The following is a 14,243-nucleotide window of genomic DNA, read 5'->3' as shown; positions in this document are numbered from 1 at the left end:
GCGGGTGTTAGTTTATATAAATGAATATTCAACAGTTAGAATACATTGTGGCCGTGGATAATTACCGGCATTTCGTCCAGGCTGCGGAACATTGTAATGTGACGCAGCCTACGCTTTCCATGATGATCCGGAAATTGGAGGAGGAATTATCTGTGAAGATTTTTGACCGGACCAAACAACCTATTGTTCCAACGGGCATTGGCCGTAAAATTATTGATCAGGCCAAAACTATTTTGCGCGAAGCGTCGCGGATGAATGAGATCGCCAAACATTTTAATGGGGACTTATCGGGCGAATTGAGGATCGGGATCATTCCTACTATTGCGCCTTACTTGCTGCCGCATTTTGTGAATCCTTTTATTACCAATTACCCGGATATCAAACTGCACGTTTCCGAAATGATCACGGAACGCATCATTAGTGAACTAAAACTGGGTAATCTGGATGTTGGGATCATTGCGTCGCTGTCCGAGGAAAGCAGCTTGCAGGAAATTCCGTTGTATAAGGAACGCTTTTACGCATATGTTTCGGAAAATACCGACTTGTATGCCAAAGAATACATCTTACCAGCAGATATCGAGCCCAACGAGCTGTGGCTTTTGGAAGAAGGGCATTGCTTTCGCACGCAGATCCAGCGACTTTGCGAGTTAAGCCGGAATAGTCAGTTTGGCAGCAGTTTTAGTTACCGGTCGGGCAGCATCGAAACATTGATCCGGATGGTGGAAAAGAACGGCGGCATTACCATTCTACCCGAAATGGCGGTTATGGAGCTTTCCGAGGAGCGAAAAAAGCACATTCGGAGCTTCCAATTTCCTGAGCCAGCGCGTGAAGTTTGCTTGCTCGTAAACCGCGAACAAATGAAATCTAGACTCATCGACGCTTTAAAAACCGGCATAACCGCATATTTGCCACAGGAAATTTTTGAGTCAAATAGGGAAATACGGATTTTGTGACAATTAGCATTGATGATATGCAGAAGATTCCTAGGATTTTGGCTTCGGTTTTTGGAAAGCGCTAGTTGTTATACAATCAGCGCCAACCTGCTCTTCAAATACTTCTCCATCCTACCCAAATCAAACGCATTAAACGTCATATCCTTCGTCAAACCTCCTTTCCTGGCTACGGCGACGCCGTAATGCATGTCGAAATAGCCTTCCTTTGAATGGGCATCCGGGTTGATGCTGAGCAGTACGCCTTTTTCCATGCAGTATGAAATCCAGCGCCAGTCGAGGTCGAGGCGCCAGGGGGAGGCATTGATTTCTATGACGACCTGGCGTTCTGCACACGCGTCAATGATGGCTTTGTGATCGATCGGATAGCCTTCTCTTGAAAGGAGCAGACGGCCGGTTGGGTGGCCCAGAATGGTCGTATATGGATTTTCGATGGCTTTGAGCAAGCGTGTGGTCGCTTTTTCGAACGACATTGTGAGGTTACTATGCACGGATGCGACAATGTAATCGAACGACGCCAGGATTTCGGTTGGGTAATCCAGTGAGCCGTCGCCTAAGATGTCGGATTCTATTCCTTTTAAAATCTTGAATGGCTTTTCCGGATTTTCGGCAGCGAAACGCGCATTTAGTTTTGCAATTTCATCATGCTGGCGGATAACATCTTCAATTTTCAGACCTTGTGCATAAGTGGCAGTTTGCGAGTGATCGGCGATTCCCAGATATTCAAAACCCAGTTCACGGCAGTACAGTGCCATCTGTTCCAATGTATGCTGGCCGTCAGAATAAGTGCTGTGGTTGTGTAAAATCCCTTTCAGGTCGTCCCAAGTAATAAGCTGATCCGCAGAATGCGTCTCGGCCCAGGTGAATTCGTTGGCGCCTTCCCGCATTTCCGGGACAATGTATGGCAGCCCTGCTTTTTGATAAATAACTTCCTCATTCTCTGCCTCTTCATAATAAGCCTGCCGCCAGATTGTGCTGCCGGATGCCGTCGGGTAACCCAGGTGCAACGCGTCCGAGGTTTCAATAAATAATTCATTTACAATACGTTCCGGCTTAGCGGCGACGATTTCAATATCCACCGCCACATCCTGCACATTCCCGCGCCACACAAAAGGCGACGACCGTTTTTCGTCCTGGACCAGGATTTCTATGTCACCAATAAATGTCTGCAACAAAGCCGGCGAATCCGTTCCGACCAGAATTTTGATCGTATCTACGATCTCCGCCCTGCGCCGGATATCACCAGCGACTTCCACTTGCTCGAAGCTCTTTTTCAGCTCCCTAACGATCATTTCGGAGATTACTTCCGCCTTGTCCATCCGCAATTTGCCTGCCTGGTCTTTCAGGAATGCAAGCGAATCGATGATCTTCTGCTGAATGTTGCCGCCAAAACCTTTCAGCTTGGCAACGGAACCATTCAGGCAAGCCAGTTCAAGCTCGTGCAGGTTATCAATGCCGAGTTCCTGCCATAGGACGGCGATTTTCTTAGGCCCTATCCCTTTGATATTAAACATTTCCATCACACCCAGCGGCGTGTTGCGAAGGAGTTCTTCAAGCTCCGGGAATGTGCCCGTTTTGGCAATTTGAACAATTTTACCGGCAGTGCTTTTACCAATTCCCTGCAATTTGGTCAGCTCCTGCTCCGTCATATTTTGAAGCTCTCCTTCCTTATATTTATCCAGGTAAAATGCCGCGATGGAATATCCCTTGATCTTGAAAGGGTCTACACCGTGCAGTTCCATCAATTTGGCGGTTAATTCCAGGATCTCTACAATTTCAGGATTGCTCATATTATTTCTGGTTAAAGAATTCTTTGCGAATTACGAAGTATGTCTCAGCATTTGCAAATATCGCGCAAGTAGTCCATTTTTTCCTTTAAGTAGTTATAGTATCAGCCTGTCTTAAATAGAAAAAACTTTAACCAAAACAGCCCTGCCGGGGACATAAAATAAGATTACCAAAATGAGCCTGAACCAATTAAAAAATTACCGGAACGAAATCCACAATCATTTAACAACTGAATTGCTTCCTTTTTGGGAAACCAGATGTGTAGACAAAGAAAATGGCGGCTTCATCACCCATTTTGACAATGCTGGAAATGATTCCGGCGAAGATGAAAAGTCGCTTATTGCCCAAACCAGGACTGTTTTTACATTTTCTTCTGCGCATAGGGCGGGTTATGGCGACGGTCGTTATGCTGAAATCGCAAGCCACGGTGTAGATTTCCTGATCAACAAAATGTGGGACGAGGAAAATGGCGGATTTTACTGGTTGATGGATCGCAAAGGGAATGTGAAGATTGATGAAAAGATCGTTTACGGCCACAGTTTCGCGATTTACAGTCTGGCCGAATATACATTGGCTACGGGCGATCCACGCGGTTTGGAATATGCTGAAAAGGTTTTTGATTTATTACAAATTCACGGCGCAGACACTTACTATGGCGGTTATTTTGAAATGTTCCACCGCAACTGGGAGCTCAAAGGCAACGGCCCGGCGGGCGGCGATCGCAAAACATTGGATGCACACATGCATTTAATGGAGGCGTTCACAACATTATACGAGGCGAGCCGGAAACAGGTGCATAAGCGCAAGCTGATGGAAATTATCGAGTTGCTTTTACATAAAATCATGCACCCGACATATAAAACCGGCATCCCACAATTTTGGGCTGACTGGACGGTTGCGCCGCAAATCAAGTTTGACATTATCTGGGGCTGGGACCGGTTTTCGGAGGATGGCATGAAAAGCTCCGCAGAAGACAACACAAGTTATGGCCATAATGTGGAATTTGCGTGGCTGCTCATGCATGCACTGGACATTGCGGGTGTGCCATATGACGCCTATCAGGAACAGCTTTTGGCTTCTTATGATCACGCAGTGGAGCATGGCATCGACTGGGAGTTTGGCGGTGTGTATGTGGAAGGTTCGCATGCAGGCGAAGTTTATGATCGCGAAAAAGAATTCTGGCAGCAGGCTGAGGTGATCATTGGTATGCTGGACGCTTACAGGGTTTATGGCGATGAAAAGTATCTGAAAGCTTACGATGCAACTCACCGCTTTGTTTTTGATCACATGATCCATCATGAAGTGGGCGAATGGTTGCCATTGCTGACCCGCCAGGGCGAGCCGATCTGGAAGCATATGAGCCACTCATGGAAGGTTAATTACCATTCTGTGCGTTCGATGGTGCAGGGGATTGTGCGGCTGGATAAGCTGATTTCACAAGGTTAGCAGGGTTTTTAAGCAAAGAATTGGACACTTTCGGGAAAAATCTTGCACAAAATCATTTAAAACTTGCTGGAATCTAATTGGAATGATTGTTGTCCATGTTTAATTAGTCGCATGCTTTTAATTAAGCATATTTTTTAATTTAAATTGATGAAATCATGAGTGCTTTCACACAACAAGTAAAAGGAAACTGGAATGAACTGAAAGGTAAATTCAAGCAACAATATGCGGATTTGACCGACGACGACCTGTTATATGAAGATGGAAAAGAAGACGAACTTCTTGGAAAGCTTCAAAAGAAACTAGGTAAGACCCGTGAAGAAGTGGAAAGTGAAGTAGATAAATGGTCAAGATAGACCCAGTGTTTAAATACTGAGTAAATAATAGGTTAAGAGCCCTGGAATTACGATTCCAGGGCTCTTTTTTTGGTAGTAGGAAGCTTCGAAATTCTCCTTTTGATCTCATCTTTCATATAAAAATGTTCTTCAAATGAATCCAAATGAAATACCGGTCGGCATAGTGGGTTTGGGATTAATGGGTTGCAGCATTGTGACGTGCCTGCTGATCGCCGGGCACCCGGTGGTTGCCATTGCTCCTATCAGCGCGGATCTGCTCCATGCGGAAAAGAGGATTCGGGAACATTTGGAAAATGCAAAGGGGAAGGGACTAATAGAAAATGATCCTGAATTTTACTTCAAAAACCTGATCATCACGGAGGATTACGCTCAGCTGAAAACGTGCAAAATCGTTAATGAGTGTACCATTGAAAATATTGATATTAAAGAATCTGTATATAAAAAAGTTGAAGCGGTGATTGCGCCGGATGCATTGTTATCGAGCAACACTTCTGCGATCCCCATTAGTCAGCTGCAAAAATTAACGCTTCATCCTGAACGCTTTCTGGGGTTGCATTGGACCGAGCCGGCGCATACAACTCGATTCCTGGAAGTGATCTGCGGCGATGATACAGACATTAAAAACGGGGAATACCTGTACGAGCTTTCGCACAAATGGGGCAAAGAACCAATCCTGGTTAGAAAAGACATTGCCGGGTTTATCACCAACCGGCTCATGTACGCCATGTATCGCGAAGCCATCAGCCTCGTTGAAAACGGTTACGCGACTATTGAAGACGTCGACCGCTCCTGCCGCAACAATGCGGGTTATTTCATGACATTGGTTGGTGTATTCCGCTGGATGGATCTCACCGGTGTTCCTGCCTATCATACCGTTATGAAAAACCTGCTCCCAACATTAAACAACAGCACCGAAGTCCCCGAACTCATTGATAAAGTAGTCCGCGAAGGCGGCCGCGGCATCGCCAACTCCCACGGTTTCTACGACTACGAACCCGGCGAAGCCGAAGTCTGGGAAGAAACATTCAAGGAATTCACCTACGAAATCCGGCAGCTTGCATTGAAATATCCTGCGGATGTTGTGAAAAAACGTTTGGCTGAGAAGCATAAACGTTAAGTCATACCAGTGATCTCTTTTTACCAAAAAACTGGTTCTTCAAGTAGGACTTTGTTAGCTTTGGAGGGGTGGCTTTTAGGCTGCCGGGAGCTCTGGATGCTTCCAATTTTTTAGTAAAATAATTCCACAATGGATGATTTTATAGCTGCCCGATCTCAGATGGCCCTGTCGCTGGGCTTTCATATTATATTTTCGTGTATTGGCATGGTCATGCCGTTTTTTATGGCCGTAGCACATTACTACTGGCTCCGGACGGACAACATTGTTTACAAAAACGTCACAAAAGCATGGAGCAAAGGCGTTGCGATTTTTTTCGCAACGGGCGCCGTCTCTGGAACGGTCCTTTCGTTTGAACTCGGACTTTTATGGCCGGAATTCATGAAACATGCTGGCCCAATTTTCGGAATGCCGTTCTCGCTGGAAGGAACGGCATTTTTTATTGAGGCCATTGCACTTGGATTTTTTCTTTACGGCTGGGACAGGTTCAATAAATGGTTTCACTGGTTTACGGGCGTCATTGTGGGTGTGAGCGGACTTGCATCCGGGATCCTCGTGGTGGCTGCGAATGCGTGGATGAACAGTCCGGCTGGTTTTGATTTTGTCAACGGCCAATACCTGAACATTGACCCTATCGAAGCAATGTTCAACGATGCCTGGTTTTCGCAAGCACTCCACATGACCATTGCTGCATTCGTGGCTACGGGTTTTGCAGTTGCTGGCGTTCATGCATTGATGATCCTGAAAGGGGAAAATGTACTTTTTCATACCAAATCTTTCAAAATCGCGGCGATTTTCGGATGCGTTGCTGCGATCCTGCAACCATTAAGCGGCGACATTTCGGCCAAAGACGTTGCCATCCGCCAGCCGGCCAAGCTAGCGGCAATGGAAGCGCATTTCCATACCGAAAAATCAGCGGCCCTGATCGTCGGCGGGATTCCGGATGAAGAAAATAAAAAGGTAGATTATGCCATAAAACTGCCCGGGTTTCTGAGCTTCCTGGCCCATGGCGATTTTGAATCAGAAGTGACAGGCCTGGACAAAATTCCTGAAGAAAACCAGCCGCCGGTGGCCATTACGCATTATGCTTTCCAGACTATGGTGGGCATGGGCATGGCGATGATGCTGGTTGCTGTCCTTTATTTTCTGGCGCTTTGGAAAAAGAAATCCTGGCTATCAAGTCCCTGGCTTTTGAAATTATTCGTTGCCGCAACGCCCCTGGGCTTCATCGCCGTAGAAGCTGGCTGGACCGTAACAGAAGTGGGCAGGCAACCCTGGATCATCCATAATGTCATGCGAACCGCCGACGCCGTAACCCCGATGCCCGGCATCGCCTACTCGTTTTATCTGTTCAGCGCCGTCTACGTCTCGCTGGCATTCGTAGTGATATTCATGCTTTACCGGCAAATAAAAATGGTCGGAACACTGTATGATAAACAAAACTAACATCATTAAAAATTAACACATGCTCTACATAGTCATCACTTTCCTCTGGACTTCCATCCTCCTTTACCTCCTGCTGGGCGGTGCGGATTATGGCGCGGGGATCATTGAGCTTTTCACGTCAAGGAAAAATAAAGCAGTGACCCGCAGAACATTATACGGCGCCATCGGGCCGATCTGGGAAGCGAACCATATGTGGCTGATCATTGCCATTGTGATCCTGTTTGTAGGTTTTCCGGTTATTTATTCAACCATGTCGGTACACTTGCATATCCCGCTTACTATTATGCTTTTGGGCATTATAGCACGCGGAACTGCCTTTACATTCAGACATTACGATGCGGTTGTGGATGATATGCAGTATTTATATAACACGATCTTCGCTGTTTCGAGCTTCATAACGCCCCTATTCCTGGGCATCATTGCAGGAAGTGCAGTTTCGGGGCACATTGATCCGCAGGCCGACACATTTCTTTCGGCTTACATTTTCAGCTGGCTGCATTGGTTTGCGGTTTCGGTGGGCATGTTCACCGTTGCGATCTGCGGCTTCCTGGCTTCCGTTTATCTGATCGGTGAAACGGATAATGATCAGGACCGGCTGCGATTTGCGCACAAGGCGCAGTTTTTTAACATTGCCGCCGTCATTTGCGGTATGCTTGTTTTCGTTGCCGCTTATATTGAGCACATTCCATTAATCGACTGGGTTTTTGGTAATTGGGTCGGGCGGATCGCCATTGTTTCGGCTACGCTTTCACTTGTCTGGATGTGGTCGCTGCTTTACCAGGGCAGGCTTACATTACTCCGACCGCTTGCCGGCTTCCAGGTTACAATGATCTTGCTCACAACCACTTACAAGCACTTCCCAAACATTGTGATCTTGAAAGGAGGAGGATATTTGTCGCTTCTGGAACACAGCGGCCAGGAAAAAACCATGGAAGCTCTCGCGCTTGCATTACTGATCGGCAGCGTCTTTATTCTGCCTGCATTATTTTACCTGATTTACAGTTTTCAGAAAAAACCTTTGGAATACGGGGCTGAACATTAGCCTATGAATCAACCATAGCGGCCGTTTGCACATCCGAAAGGCGCCCTTTTCTCAATAACCAATACTTTGGAATGCGAGAAAATTGCAATAGGCTTTGCATTAAAGTGCCTCGCGCGCCTGGTATGATCAAAGTTTTAATTGTTGATGATGAACAGAAGGCACGGAGGTTCCTGCATCGGCTGATCATCGAGTTCGTCCCTGAAATATCGGAAATACGCTTTGCCGCCTCAGCAGCAAAAGCGCGGGACATATTGATGGATTTTGAGCCGGATATTGCCTTTCTGAATATAGAAATGTCTTATCAAAATGGTTTTCAGCTGCTGATAACCTTAAAAAATCCGCAGTTTGACGTCATTTTCACAACCCATAATACAAAATATGCCATTCAGGCACTCCGGTTCAATCCGCTGGATTATCTGATGAAACCCATTGATCCGAAAGAATTGGTTGCAGCCATACAACGCTATCTTACCATTCGCAAAACGAAGCCCAAAAGGCTGAAAACATATGAAAATTTCATCAGCAGTGTTGAGAAGAAAGACGTGAAGGAATTCAGGCTGGCAGTCAGTTCTTCCAAAGGGGTTTTCTTTTTTCTGCTTGCCGAGATCATCCGCATCGAGTCGGACCGTAACTACTCGGTTATCTATTTCACCGATCATGCAAAACCTTTTATCGCCACCAAAACGCTCAAATATTTTGAATGCATTCTTGAACAATTCAAATTCATTCGCACTCATAAATCCCACCTGGTTAACGCTGAGCACATTATACGCACTTCCAATGGCAATGATTTCGTAGTGCTTTCCGACGGAACAAGGATAGACGTATCGCGTAGAAAAAGAGATGTCCTGCTAAGGTTGCTGAATATTTGATTGGATCATAAATTGCCAAAAGAATTCGACCCTGGTCAAGTAGATACGCGGCGAAGCGACGTTACTATATCTTGTTATTAATTACTAACTACGGACCTCTATGACCGATCGTAAAACGCGGCTGGCTATCATTTTAATCACTTCTCTGTTTTTCCTTTGGGGTTTTGCCCTGAATCTCAACCCGATCCTCATCCCACATTTAAAGAAAGCTTGTCAGCTCAGTGACTTTCAATCAGCGCTCATCGACTCAGCTTCTTATATCGCTTACTTTTTGATTGCCTTACCGGCAGGGCTTTTTATGAAAAAGTTCGGGTACAAAGCGGGGATCACATTGGGGCTGCTTCTGTTTGCGTTCGGCACATTCCTATTTTATCCGGCTGCCGAAATGAGGCATTTCGGCTTTTTCCTGTTTGCATTATTTGTCATTGCCAGCGGCTTAACATTGCTGGAAACGGCTGCGAATCCATACATTACCGTTTTGGGCGACAGTGAATCGGCTACACAGCGGCTCAATTTTGCGCAGTCATTTAATGGTCTGGCCGCGTTTTTAGCGCCGTTAATGGGTGGGACTTTTATTCTTTCAGGCAAAACACTGTCTGAGCAGGAAGAGCAATCCATGTCTGCGGATCAGCTAAACAGTTATCTCAATGCCGAGGCTTCTTCGGTTCAAATTCCTTTTCTGGTTATTGGAATTGTGGTTTTGCTGGTTGCGGTCATGATCTGGCGCACGCAATTGCCCGAAATCCAGGAAGAGACGGACTACAGCGGTAAGATCAGCGGCTCAATCTGGTCAGAAAAAAACCTTATTTTGGGTGTTATCGCACAGTTTTTCTATGTTGGCGCGCAGGTTTGTATCAGCAGTTTCTTCATTCGTTTTTCGGATAAAGTGGCCGGGATTGATGAAAAAACGGCCGCGTATGTGCTATCTGGAGCGTTTCTGAGCTTTATGATCGGACGGTTTATCGGCACTTACCTCATGCGATTTGTTGCTCCGCCGCGTCTGTTGGCGCTTTACAGCATTATTAATGTAGCATTGCTTATCCTGGCCGTTGTTACGGAAGGCATGATGGCGGTTTATGCATTGGTAGGCGTGCAATTTTTCATGTCTATCATGTTCCCGACGATTTTTGCACTTAGTATCCGTGGCCTTGGGGAAAAAACCAAGATCGGGTCATCGCTGGTTATTATGTCTATCGTTGGCGGGGCCATTTTTCCGGTGATAATGGGTCAGGTTTCTGATGTTTCATCTATCCAAACAGCCTACATTGTTCCGGCGGTTTGTTTCCTGGTGGTCCTTTATTTTGCAATCAAAAACAACTCAATTAAACACGTGACGCTGGGTGCTTCCCATTAAAAGTCGTCCGCAATTTTGTTAACATTCTCTATTATGGATTTACAATTGAAAGATAAAGTCGTTATCGTAACAGGTGGCGCAAAAGGGATTGGCGAAGGCATTGTGCATGTGCTGGGCAACGAGGGTGCCATTCCGGTGATTGTCGGCCGCAATGCTGAAGATAACCAAAAAGTGGTTGACGAACTTTCAGCCAAAGGCATTTCCGCATTTCAGGTGGTTGCGGAGCTGACCAGGCCGGAAGCTTGTGAGCAGGCTGTGGCGGCGGTTTTGGAAAAATTCGGCCGTATCGACGGACTGGTCAACAATGCGGGTGTGAATGATGGAGTTGGGCTGGAAAATGGTAACTATGAGGCGTTTATGGCGTCCCTGCATAAGAATGTTGTGCATTATTATCTGATGGCACAATATGCGTTGCCGGCGCTCAAAGCTTCCAAAGGTTCAATAGTGAATATCAGTTCAAAAACGGCGGATACGGGCCAGGGAGGCACATCTGCCTATGCTGCATCCAATGGCGGGCGCAATGCGCTTACCCGCGAATGGGCGGTAGAACTCCTGAAATATGGCATCCGCGTCAATTCGGTGATTGTGGCTGAATGCTGGACGCCGCTTTATGAAAAATGGATTGAAACATTGCCTAATCCGCAGGAAAAATTGGCTTCGATCACGGCGCATATTCCATTGGAAAACCGGATGACGACGGCCGAAGAAATCGCCAACATGACCGTTTTCCTGCTGTCGCAACGTTCAAGCCATACAACGGGTCAGCTGATTTATGTGGACGGCGGCTATGTGCACCTCGACCGTGCGCTGGCTAATTCTTAACATTCTCAACATCTAAAATTAAATTAATTCCATTCAACTATGGAGGTTTTGGTTTGTACAACACCCGGGGAATTTGCCTATCAGCAGGCAGAAAAACCAGCATTAACCCCGGGAAATACCATTATAAAGATCAAAAGGATCGGCATATGCGGGACGGATCTGCATGCATTTGAAGGAACGCAGCCTTTCTTTAATTATCCGCGTATTCTCGGTCATGAACTGGCAGGTGAAATTGTCGAAACGGACGGAGCGCCGGGATTTTCCGTGGGTGAAGCGGTTACTTTTATTCCTTATTTCAATTGCGGAAAATGCATTGCCTGCCGAAACAACAAGCCCAACTGCTGCACCAGCATCCGCGTTTCAGGCGTCCATATCGATGGCGGAATGTCGGAATATTTATCGGTTCCCTCCTACGCACTTGTACATGGAAATGGTCTGAGTTTTGACGAACTGGCGCTGGTCGAAATGCTATCGATTGGCGCGCACGGGATCAGGCGTGCCAATGTGGAGCAAAATGAAACAGTGCTGGTCGTTGGTGCCGGCCCGATTGGACTTGGAACGATGGAGTTTGCACGCATTGCCGGAGCAAATGTCATCGCGCTGGACATTAATGATGGAAGATTGGCCTTTTGCCGCGAAAAACTAGGCGTTGCGCACACGATTAACGCATTGAATGACAATGTTTTGGAAAGATTAATGCAGATCACGAATGGCGACATGCCGACGGTGATTGTGGATGCGACCGGCAATTTGAGAGCGATAAACACAGCATTCAGTTATCTCGCGCATGGCGGAAGATATGTGCTCGTTGGCCTGCAAAAAGGGGAGATCAGTTTCAGTCACCCGGAATTTCACAAGCGCGAAGCCACTTTAATGAGCAGCCGGAATGCAACCCGGGCCGATTTTGAACATGTGATCAGCAGTATGAAAAACGGGTTTATTGATCCCACCACATACATTACACATCGCGTGACTTTTGGTCAGGTTAAGGATGAATTTGAAGGCTGGCTTGATCCTGCCAATGGTGTTATTAAGGCGATGGTCTCTGTGAATTGAGTCATTTTCGGGCGGCTATTTGTGCTAAGTTTGAACTTCAATGAGAAAAGCTGTTGAAATATTAATTACCCTCGTAATTTTGCAGGTGTTTTGCCTCAGACTTTTACGAGCCAAACATTGGAACAGTAACTACTTTCATGAAGAAAATCCGTAATTTTTGCATTATTGCCCATATTGACCACGGGAAAAGCACACTGGCAGACCGATTGCTGGAATTTACAAATACTGTAAGCAAACGCGAAATGCAGGCCCAGTTACTCGATAACATGGACCTGGAACGCGAGCGCGGCATCACGATCAAAAGCCACGCTATCCAAATGACTTATCCTTACAAAGGAGAAGAATATACTTTTAACCTCATCGATACGCCGGGCCACGTTGACTTTTCATACGAGGTTTCGCGCTCCATTGCGGCTTGCGAAGGCGCATTGCTGCTCGTGGACGCATCGCAGGGAACAGAAGCCCAGACGATTTCCAACTTATATCTGGCGATCAACCATGACCTGGTGATCATTCCGGTTTTGAATAAAGTAGATCTGCCTGGCGCTATGCCTGAGGAGATCAAAGATGAAATGGTGGATCTGCTCGGTTGTGAGCGTGAGGACATTATTCCGGCGAGTGGTAAGGAAGGAATTGGGATTAAGGAAATTCTTGATGCGATCGTTGAGCGAATCCCTGCACCAGTTGGCGATCCGAAAGCGCCGTTGCAAGCATTGATCTTTGACTCGGTTTTTAATTCATACCGCGGGATCGAAGTTATTTTCCGGGTTAAAAACGGGACGATCAGAAAAGGCGACCGCGTTAAATTCATGGCTACGGGCAAAGAATACATTGCCGACGAGATCGGAACATTAGGCTTAGCGCAAATCCCCAAACAAGTGGTAGAATGCGGCGACGTAGGTTACCTCATTTCAGGGATCAAGGTCGCTAAGGAAGTAAAAGTAGGCGATACATTCACGCACATTGACAGACCGGCAAGTGAAGGAATCGTTGGTTTTTCAGAGGTTAAGCCAATGGTTTTTGCGGGGATTTATCCGGTTGACACCAGCGAATTTGAAGAACTTCGCGAAGCCATGGAAAAGCTGCAACTGAATGACGCAGCGCTGGTTTGGGAACCGGAAACGTCTGCGGCATTAGGCTTTGGGTTCCGTTGCGGATTCCTTGGGATGCTGCATATGGAGATCGTTCAGGAACGTCTGGAACGTGAGTTTGACATGACTGTTATTACGACGGTCCCTTCGGTTCAGTTCCGTGTTTTAAACACCAAAAACCAATTACTGAATATCAGCGCGCCTTCGGAAATGCCTGATCCTAACCACATTAATTCGATTGAGGAGCCATATATCAATGCACAGATCATCACGAAGTCCGATTACATCGGCGCGATTTTGAACTTGTGTATGGACAAACGTGGAATCCTGAAAAACCAGGTTTACCTGACTTCGGAACGCGTTGAACTACAATTTCTTATTCCGCTTGCGGAGGTGGTTTTTGATTTCTTTGATAAACTAAAAACCATATCACGCGGTTATGCGTCTCTGGACTATGAACTGGCGGGTTACCAGGAATCGGATATGGTGAAGCTGGACGTTATGTTGAATGGCGAGCCTGTTGATGCGCTTTCTGCCATCGTTCACCGTTCAAAATCCTACGAATGGGGCAAAAAGCTTTGTGAAAAACTGAGAGAACTGATCCCGCGCCAGATGTTTGAAATTGCGATCCAGGCGGCAATTGGTCAGAAGATCATTGCGCGTGAAACAGTGAAAGCGATGCGGAAAGACGTTTTGGCGAAATGTTATGGCGGTGATATTTCCCGTAAAAGGAAGCTTTTGGAAAAGCAGAAAAAGGGTAAAAAACGCATGCGTCAGGTTGGTAATGTGGAAATTCCGCAGGAGGCATTTATGGCCGTGTTGAAAATCAATTGATTAATCCGGAATTGTTCAGCCGAGCGCTGTCCTGGTCAATTTTATGGCGTGAAAGGCGACACCTATTCGCGTTTT

The 14,243-nt window shown here is 46.4% G+C and carries 12 protein-coding genes; 11 read left to right on the top strand and 1 reads right to left on the bottom strand.

Annotated elements, in window-relative coordinates:
* Positions 1-20 precede the first annotated feature (20 nt).
* On the top strand, positions 21-953 hold the full coding sequence (locus L0659_RS11070) for a hydrogen peroxide-inducible genes activator (RefSeq protein WP_235126041.1): 933 nt from the start codon (positions 21-23) through the stop codon (positions 951-953).
* A gap of 68 nt (positions 954-1,021) precedes the next feature.
* Here the strand turns inward: L0659_RS11070 and L0659_RS11065 are convergent, their stop codons facing one another.
* Positions 1,022-2,740 (bottom strand): DNA polymerase/3'-5' exonuclease PolX, encoded by a 1,719-nt coding sequence (locus L0659_RS11065; RefSeq protein WP_235126040.1) that lies wholly within the window; start codon positions 2,738-2,740, stop codon positions 1,022-1,024.
* Positions 2,741-2,912: 172 nt separating this feature from the next.
* Here L0659_RS11065 and L0659_RS11060 point away from each other — a divergent pair, with 172 nt between their 5' ends.
* The 10 genes from L0659_RS11060 to lepA all read left to right on the top strand — a co-directional run bounded on the left by L0659_RS11060 (position 2,913) and on the right by lepA (position 14,168).
* Positions 2,913-4,184, top strand: a complete 1,272-nt coding sequence (locus L0659_RS11060; RefSeq protein ID WP_235126039.1) for an AGE family epimerase/isomerase — start codon at positions 2,913-2,915, stop codon at positions 4,182-4,184.
* A 155-nt stretch (positions 4,185-4,339) separates the two neighbouring features.
* On the top strand, positions 4,340-4,537 hold the full coding sequence (locus L0659_RS11055) for a CsbD family protein (RefSeq protein WP_234612382.1): 198 nt from the start codon (positions 4,340-4,342) through the stop codon (positions 4,535-4,537).
* 133 nt (positions 4,538-4,670) lie between these two features.
* Positions 4,671-5,654: a 3-hydroxyacyl-CoA dehydrogenase family protein gene (locus L0659_RS11050; protein ID WP_235126038.1), complete on the top strand. Its 984-nt coding sequence runs from the start codon at positions 4,671-4,673 to the stop codon at positions 5,652-5,654.
* A 129-nt stretch (positions 5,655-5,783) separates the two neighbouring features.
* On the top strand, positions 5,784-7,097 hold the full coding sequence (locus tag L0659_RS11045; protein WP_235126037.1) for a cytochrome ubiquinol oxidase subunit I: 1,314 nt from the start codon (positions 5,784-5,786) through the stop codon (positions 7,095-7,097).
* A 19-nt stretch (positions 7,098-7,116) separates the two neighbouring features.
* Complete coding sequence (locus tag L0659_RS11040) at positions 7,117-8,139, top strand: cytochrome d ubiquinol oxidase subunit II (protein WP_235126036.1); 1,023 nt, start codon at positions 7,117-7,119, stop codon at positions 8,137-8,139.
* A 122-nt stretch (positions 8,140-8,261) separates the two neighbouring features.
* The gene (locus L0659_RS11035) at positions 8,262-9,011 is read left to right on the top strand and encodes a LytTR family DNA-binding domain-containing protein (RefSeq protein ID WP_235126035.1); all 750 of its coding nucleotides are present in this window, start codon (positions 8,262-8,264) and stop codon (positions 9,009-9,011) included.
* Between the two features lie 100 nt (positions 9,012-9,111).
* Positions 9,112-10,365: an L-fucose:H+ symporter permease gene (gene fucP / locus L0659_RS11030; RefSeq protein WP_235126034.1), complete on the top strand. Its 1,254-nt coding sequence runs from the start codon at positions 9,112-9,114 to the stop codon at positions 10,363-10,365.
* A 33-nt stretch (positions 10,366-10,398) separates the two neighbouring features.
* Positions 10,399-11,187 (top strand): SDR family oxidoreductase, encoded by a 789-nt coding sequence (locus L0659_RS11025; RefSeq protein WP_235126032.1) that lies wholly within the window; start codon positions 10,399-10,401, stop codon positions 11,185-11,187.
* A gap of 39 nt (positions 11,188-11,226) precedes the next feature.
* Complete coding sequence (locus L0659_RS11020; protein ID WP_235126031.1) at positions 11,227-12,243, top strand: zinc-binding alcohol dehydrogenase family protein; 1,017 nt, start codon at positions 11,227-11,229, stop codon at positions 12,241-12,243.
* A 137-nt stretch (positions 12,244-12,380) separates the two neighbouring features.
* Positions 12,381-14,168: a translation elongation factor 4 gene (gene lepA, locus L0659_RS11015; protein ID WP_235126029.1), complete on the top strand. Its 1,788-nt coding sequence runs from the start codon at positions 12,381-12,383 to the stop codon at positions 14,166-14,168.
* Positions 14,169-14,243 lie beyond the last annotated feature (75 nt).

Source organism: Dyadobacter sp. CY347 (assembly GCF_021502655.1).
Lineage (GTDB): Bacteria > Bacteroidota > Bacteroidia > Cytophagales > Spirosomataceae > Dyadobacter.
The sequence above is the reverse complement of the archived record's forward strand: the minus strand, read 5'-3'. Positions and strand labels throughout refer to the sequence as shown.

Coding starts and splice junctions, on each gene's coding strand:
- L0659_RS11045 (WP_235126037.1), top strand. CDS start 5,784: ATGGATGATTTTATAGCTGCCCGATCTCAGATGGCCCTGTCGCTGGGC.
- L0659_RS11040 (WP_235126036.1), top strand. CDS start 7,117: ATGCTCTACATAGTCATCACTTTCCTCTGGACTTCCATCCTCCTTTAC.
- L0659_RS11070 (WP_235126041.1), top strand. CDS start 21: ATGAATATTCAACAGTTAGAATACATTGTGGCCGTGGATAATTACCGG.
- fucP (WP_235126034.1), top strand. CDS start 9,112: ATGACCGATCGTAAAACGCGGCTGGCTATCATTTTAATCACTTCTCTG.
- L0659_RS11050 (WP_235126038.1), top strand. CDS start 4,671: ATGAATCCAAATGAAATACCGGTCGGCATAGTGGGTTTGGGATTAATG.
- lepA (WP_235126029.1), top strand. CDS start 12,381: ATGAAGAAAATCCGTAATTTTTGCATTATTGCCCATATTGACCACGGG.
- L0659_RS11065 (WP_235126040.1), bottom strand. CDS start 2,740: ATGAGCAATCCTGAAATTGTAGAGATCCTGGAATTAACCGCCAAATTG.
- L0659_RS11035 (WP_235126035.1), top strand. CDS start 8,262: ATGATCAAAGTTTTAATTGTTGATGATGAACAGAAGGCACGGAGGTTC.
- L0659_RS11020 (WP_235126031.1), top strand. CDS start 11,227: ATGGAGGTTTTGGTTTGTACAACACCCGGGGAATTTGCCTATCAGCAG.
- L0659_RS11025 (WP_235126032.1), top strand. CDS start 10,399: ATGGATTTACAATTGAAAGATAAAGTCGTTATCGTAACAGGTGGCGCA.
- L0659_RS11060 (WP_235126039.1), top strand. CDS start 2,913: ATGAGCCTGAACCAATTAAAAAATTACCGGAACGAAATCCACAATCAT.
- L0659_RS11055 (WP_234612382.1), top strand. CDS start 4,340: ATGAGTGCTTTCACACAACAAGTAAAAGGAAACTGGAATGAACTGAAA.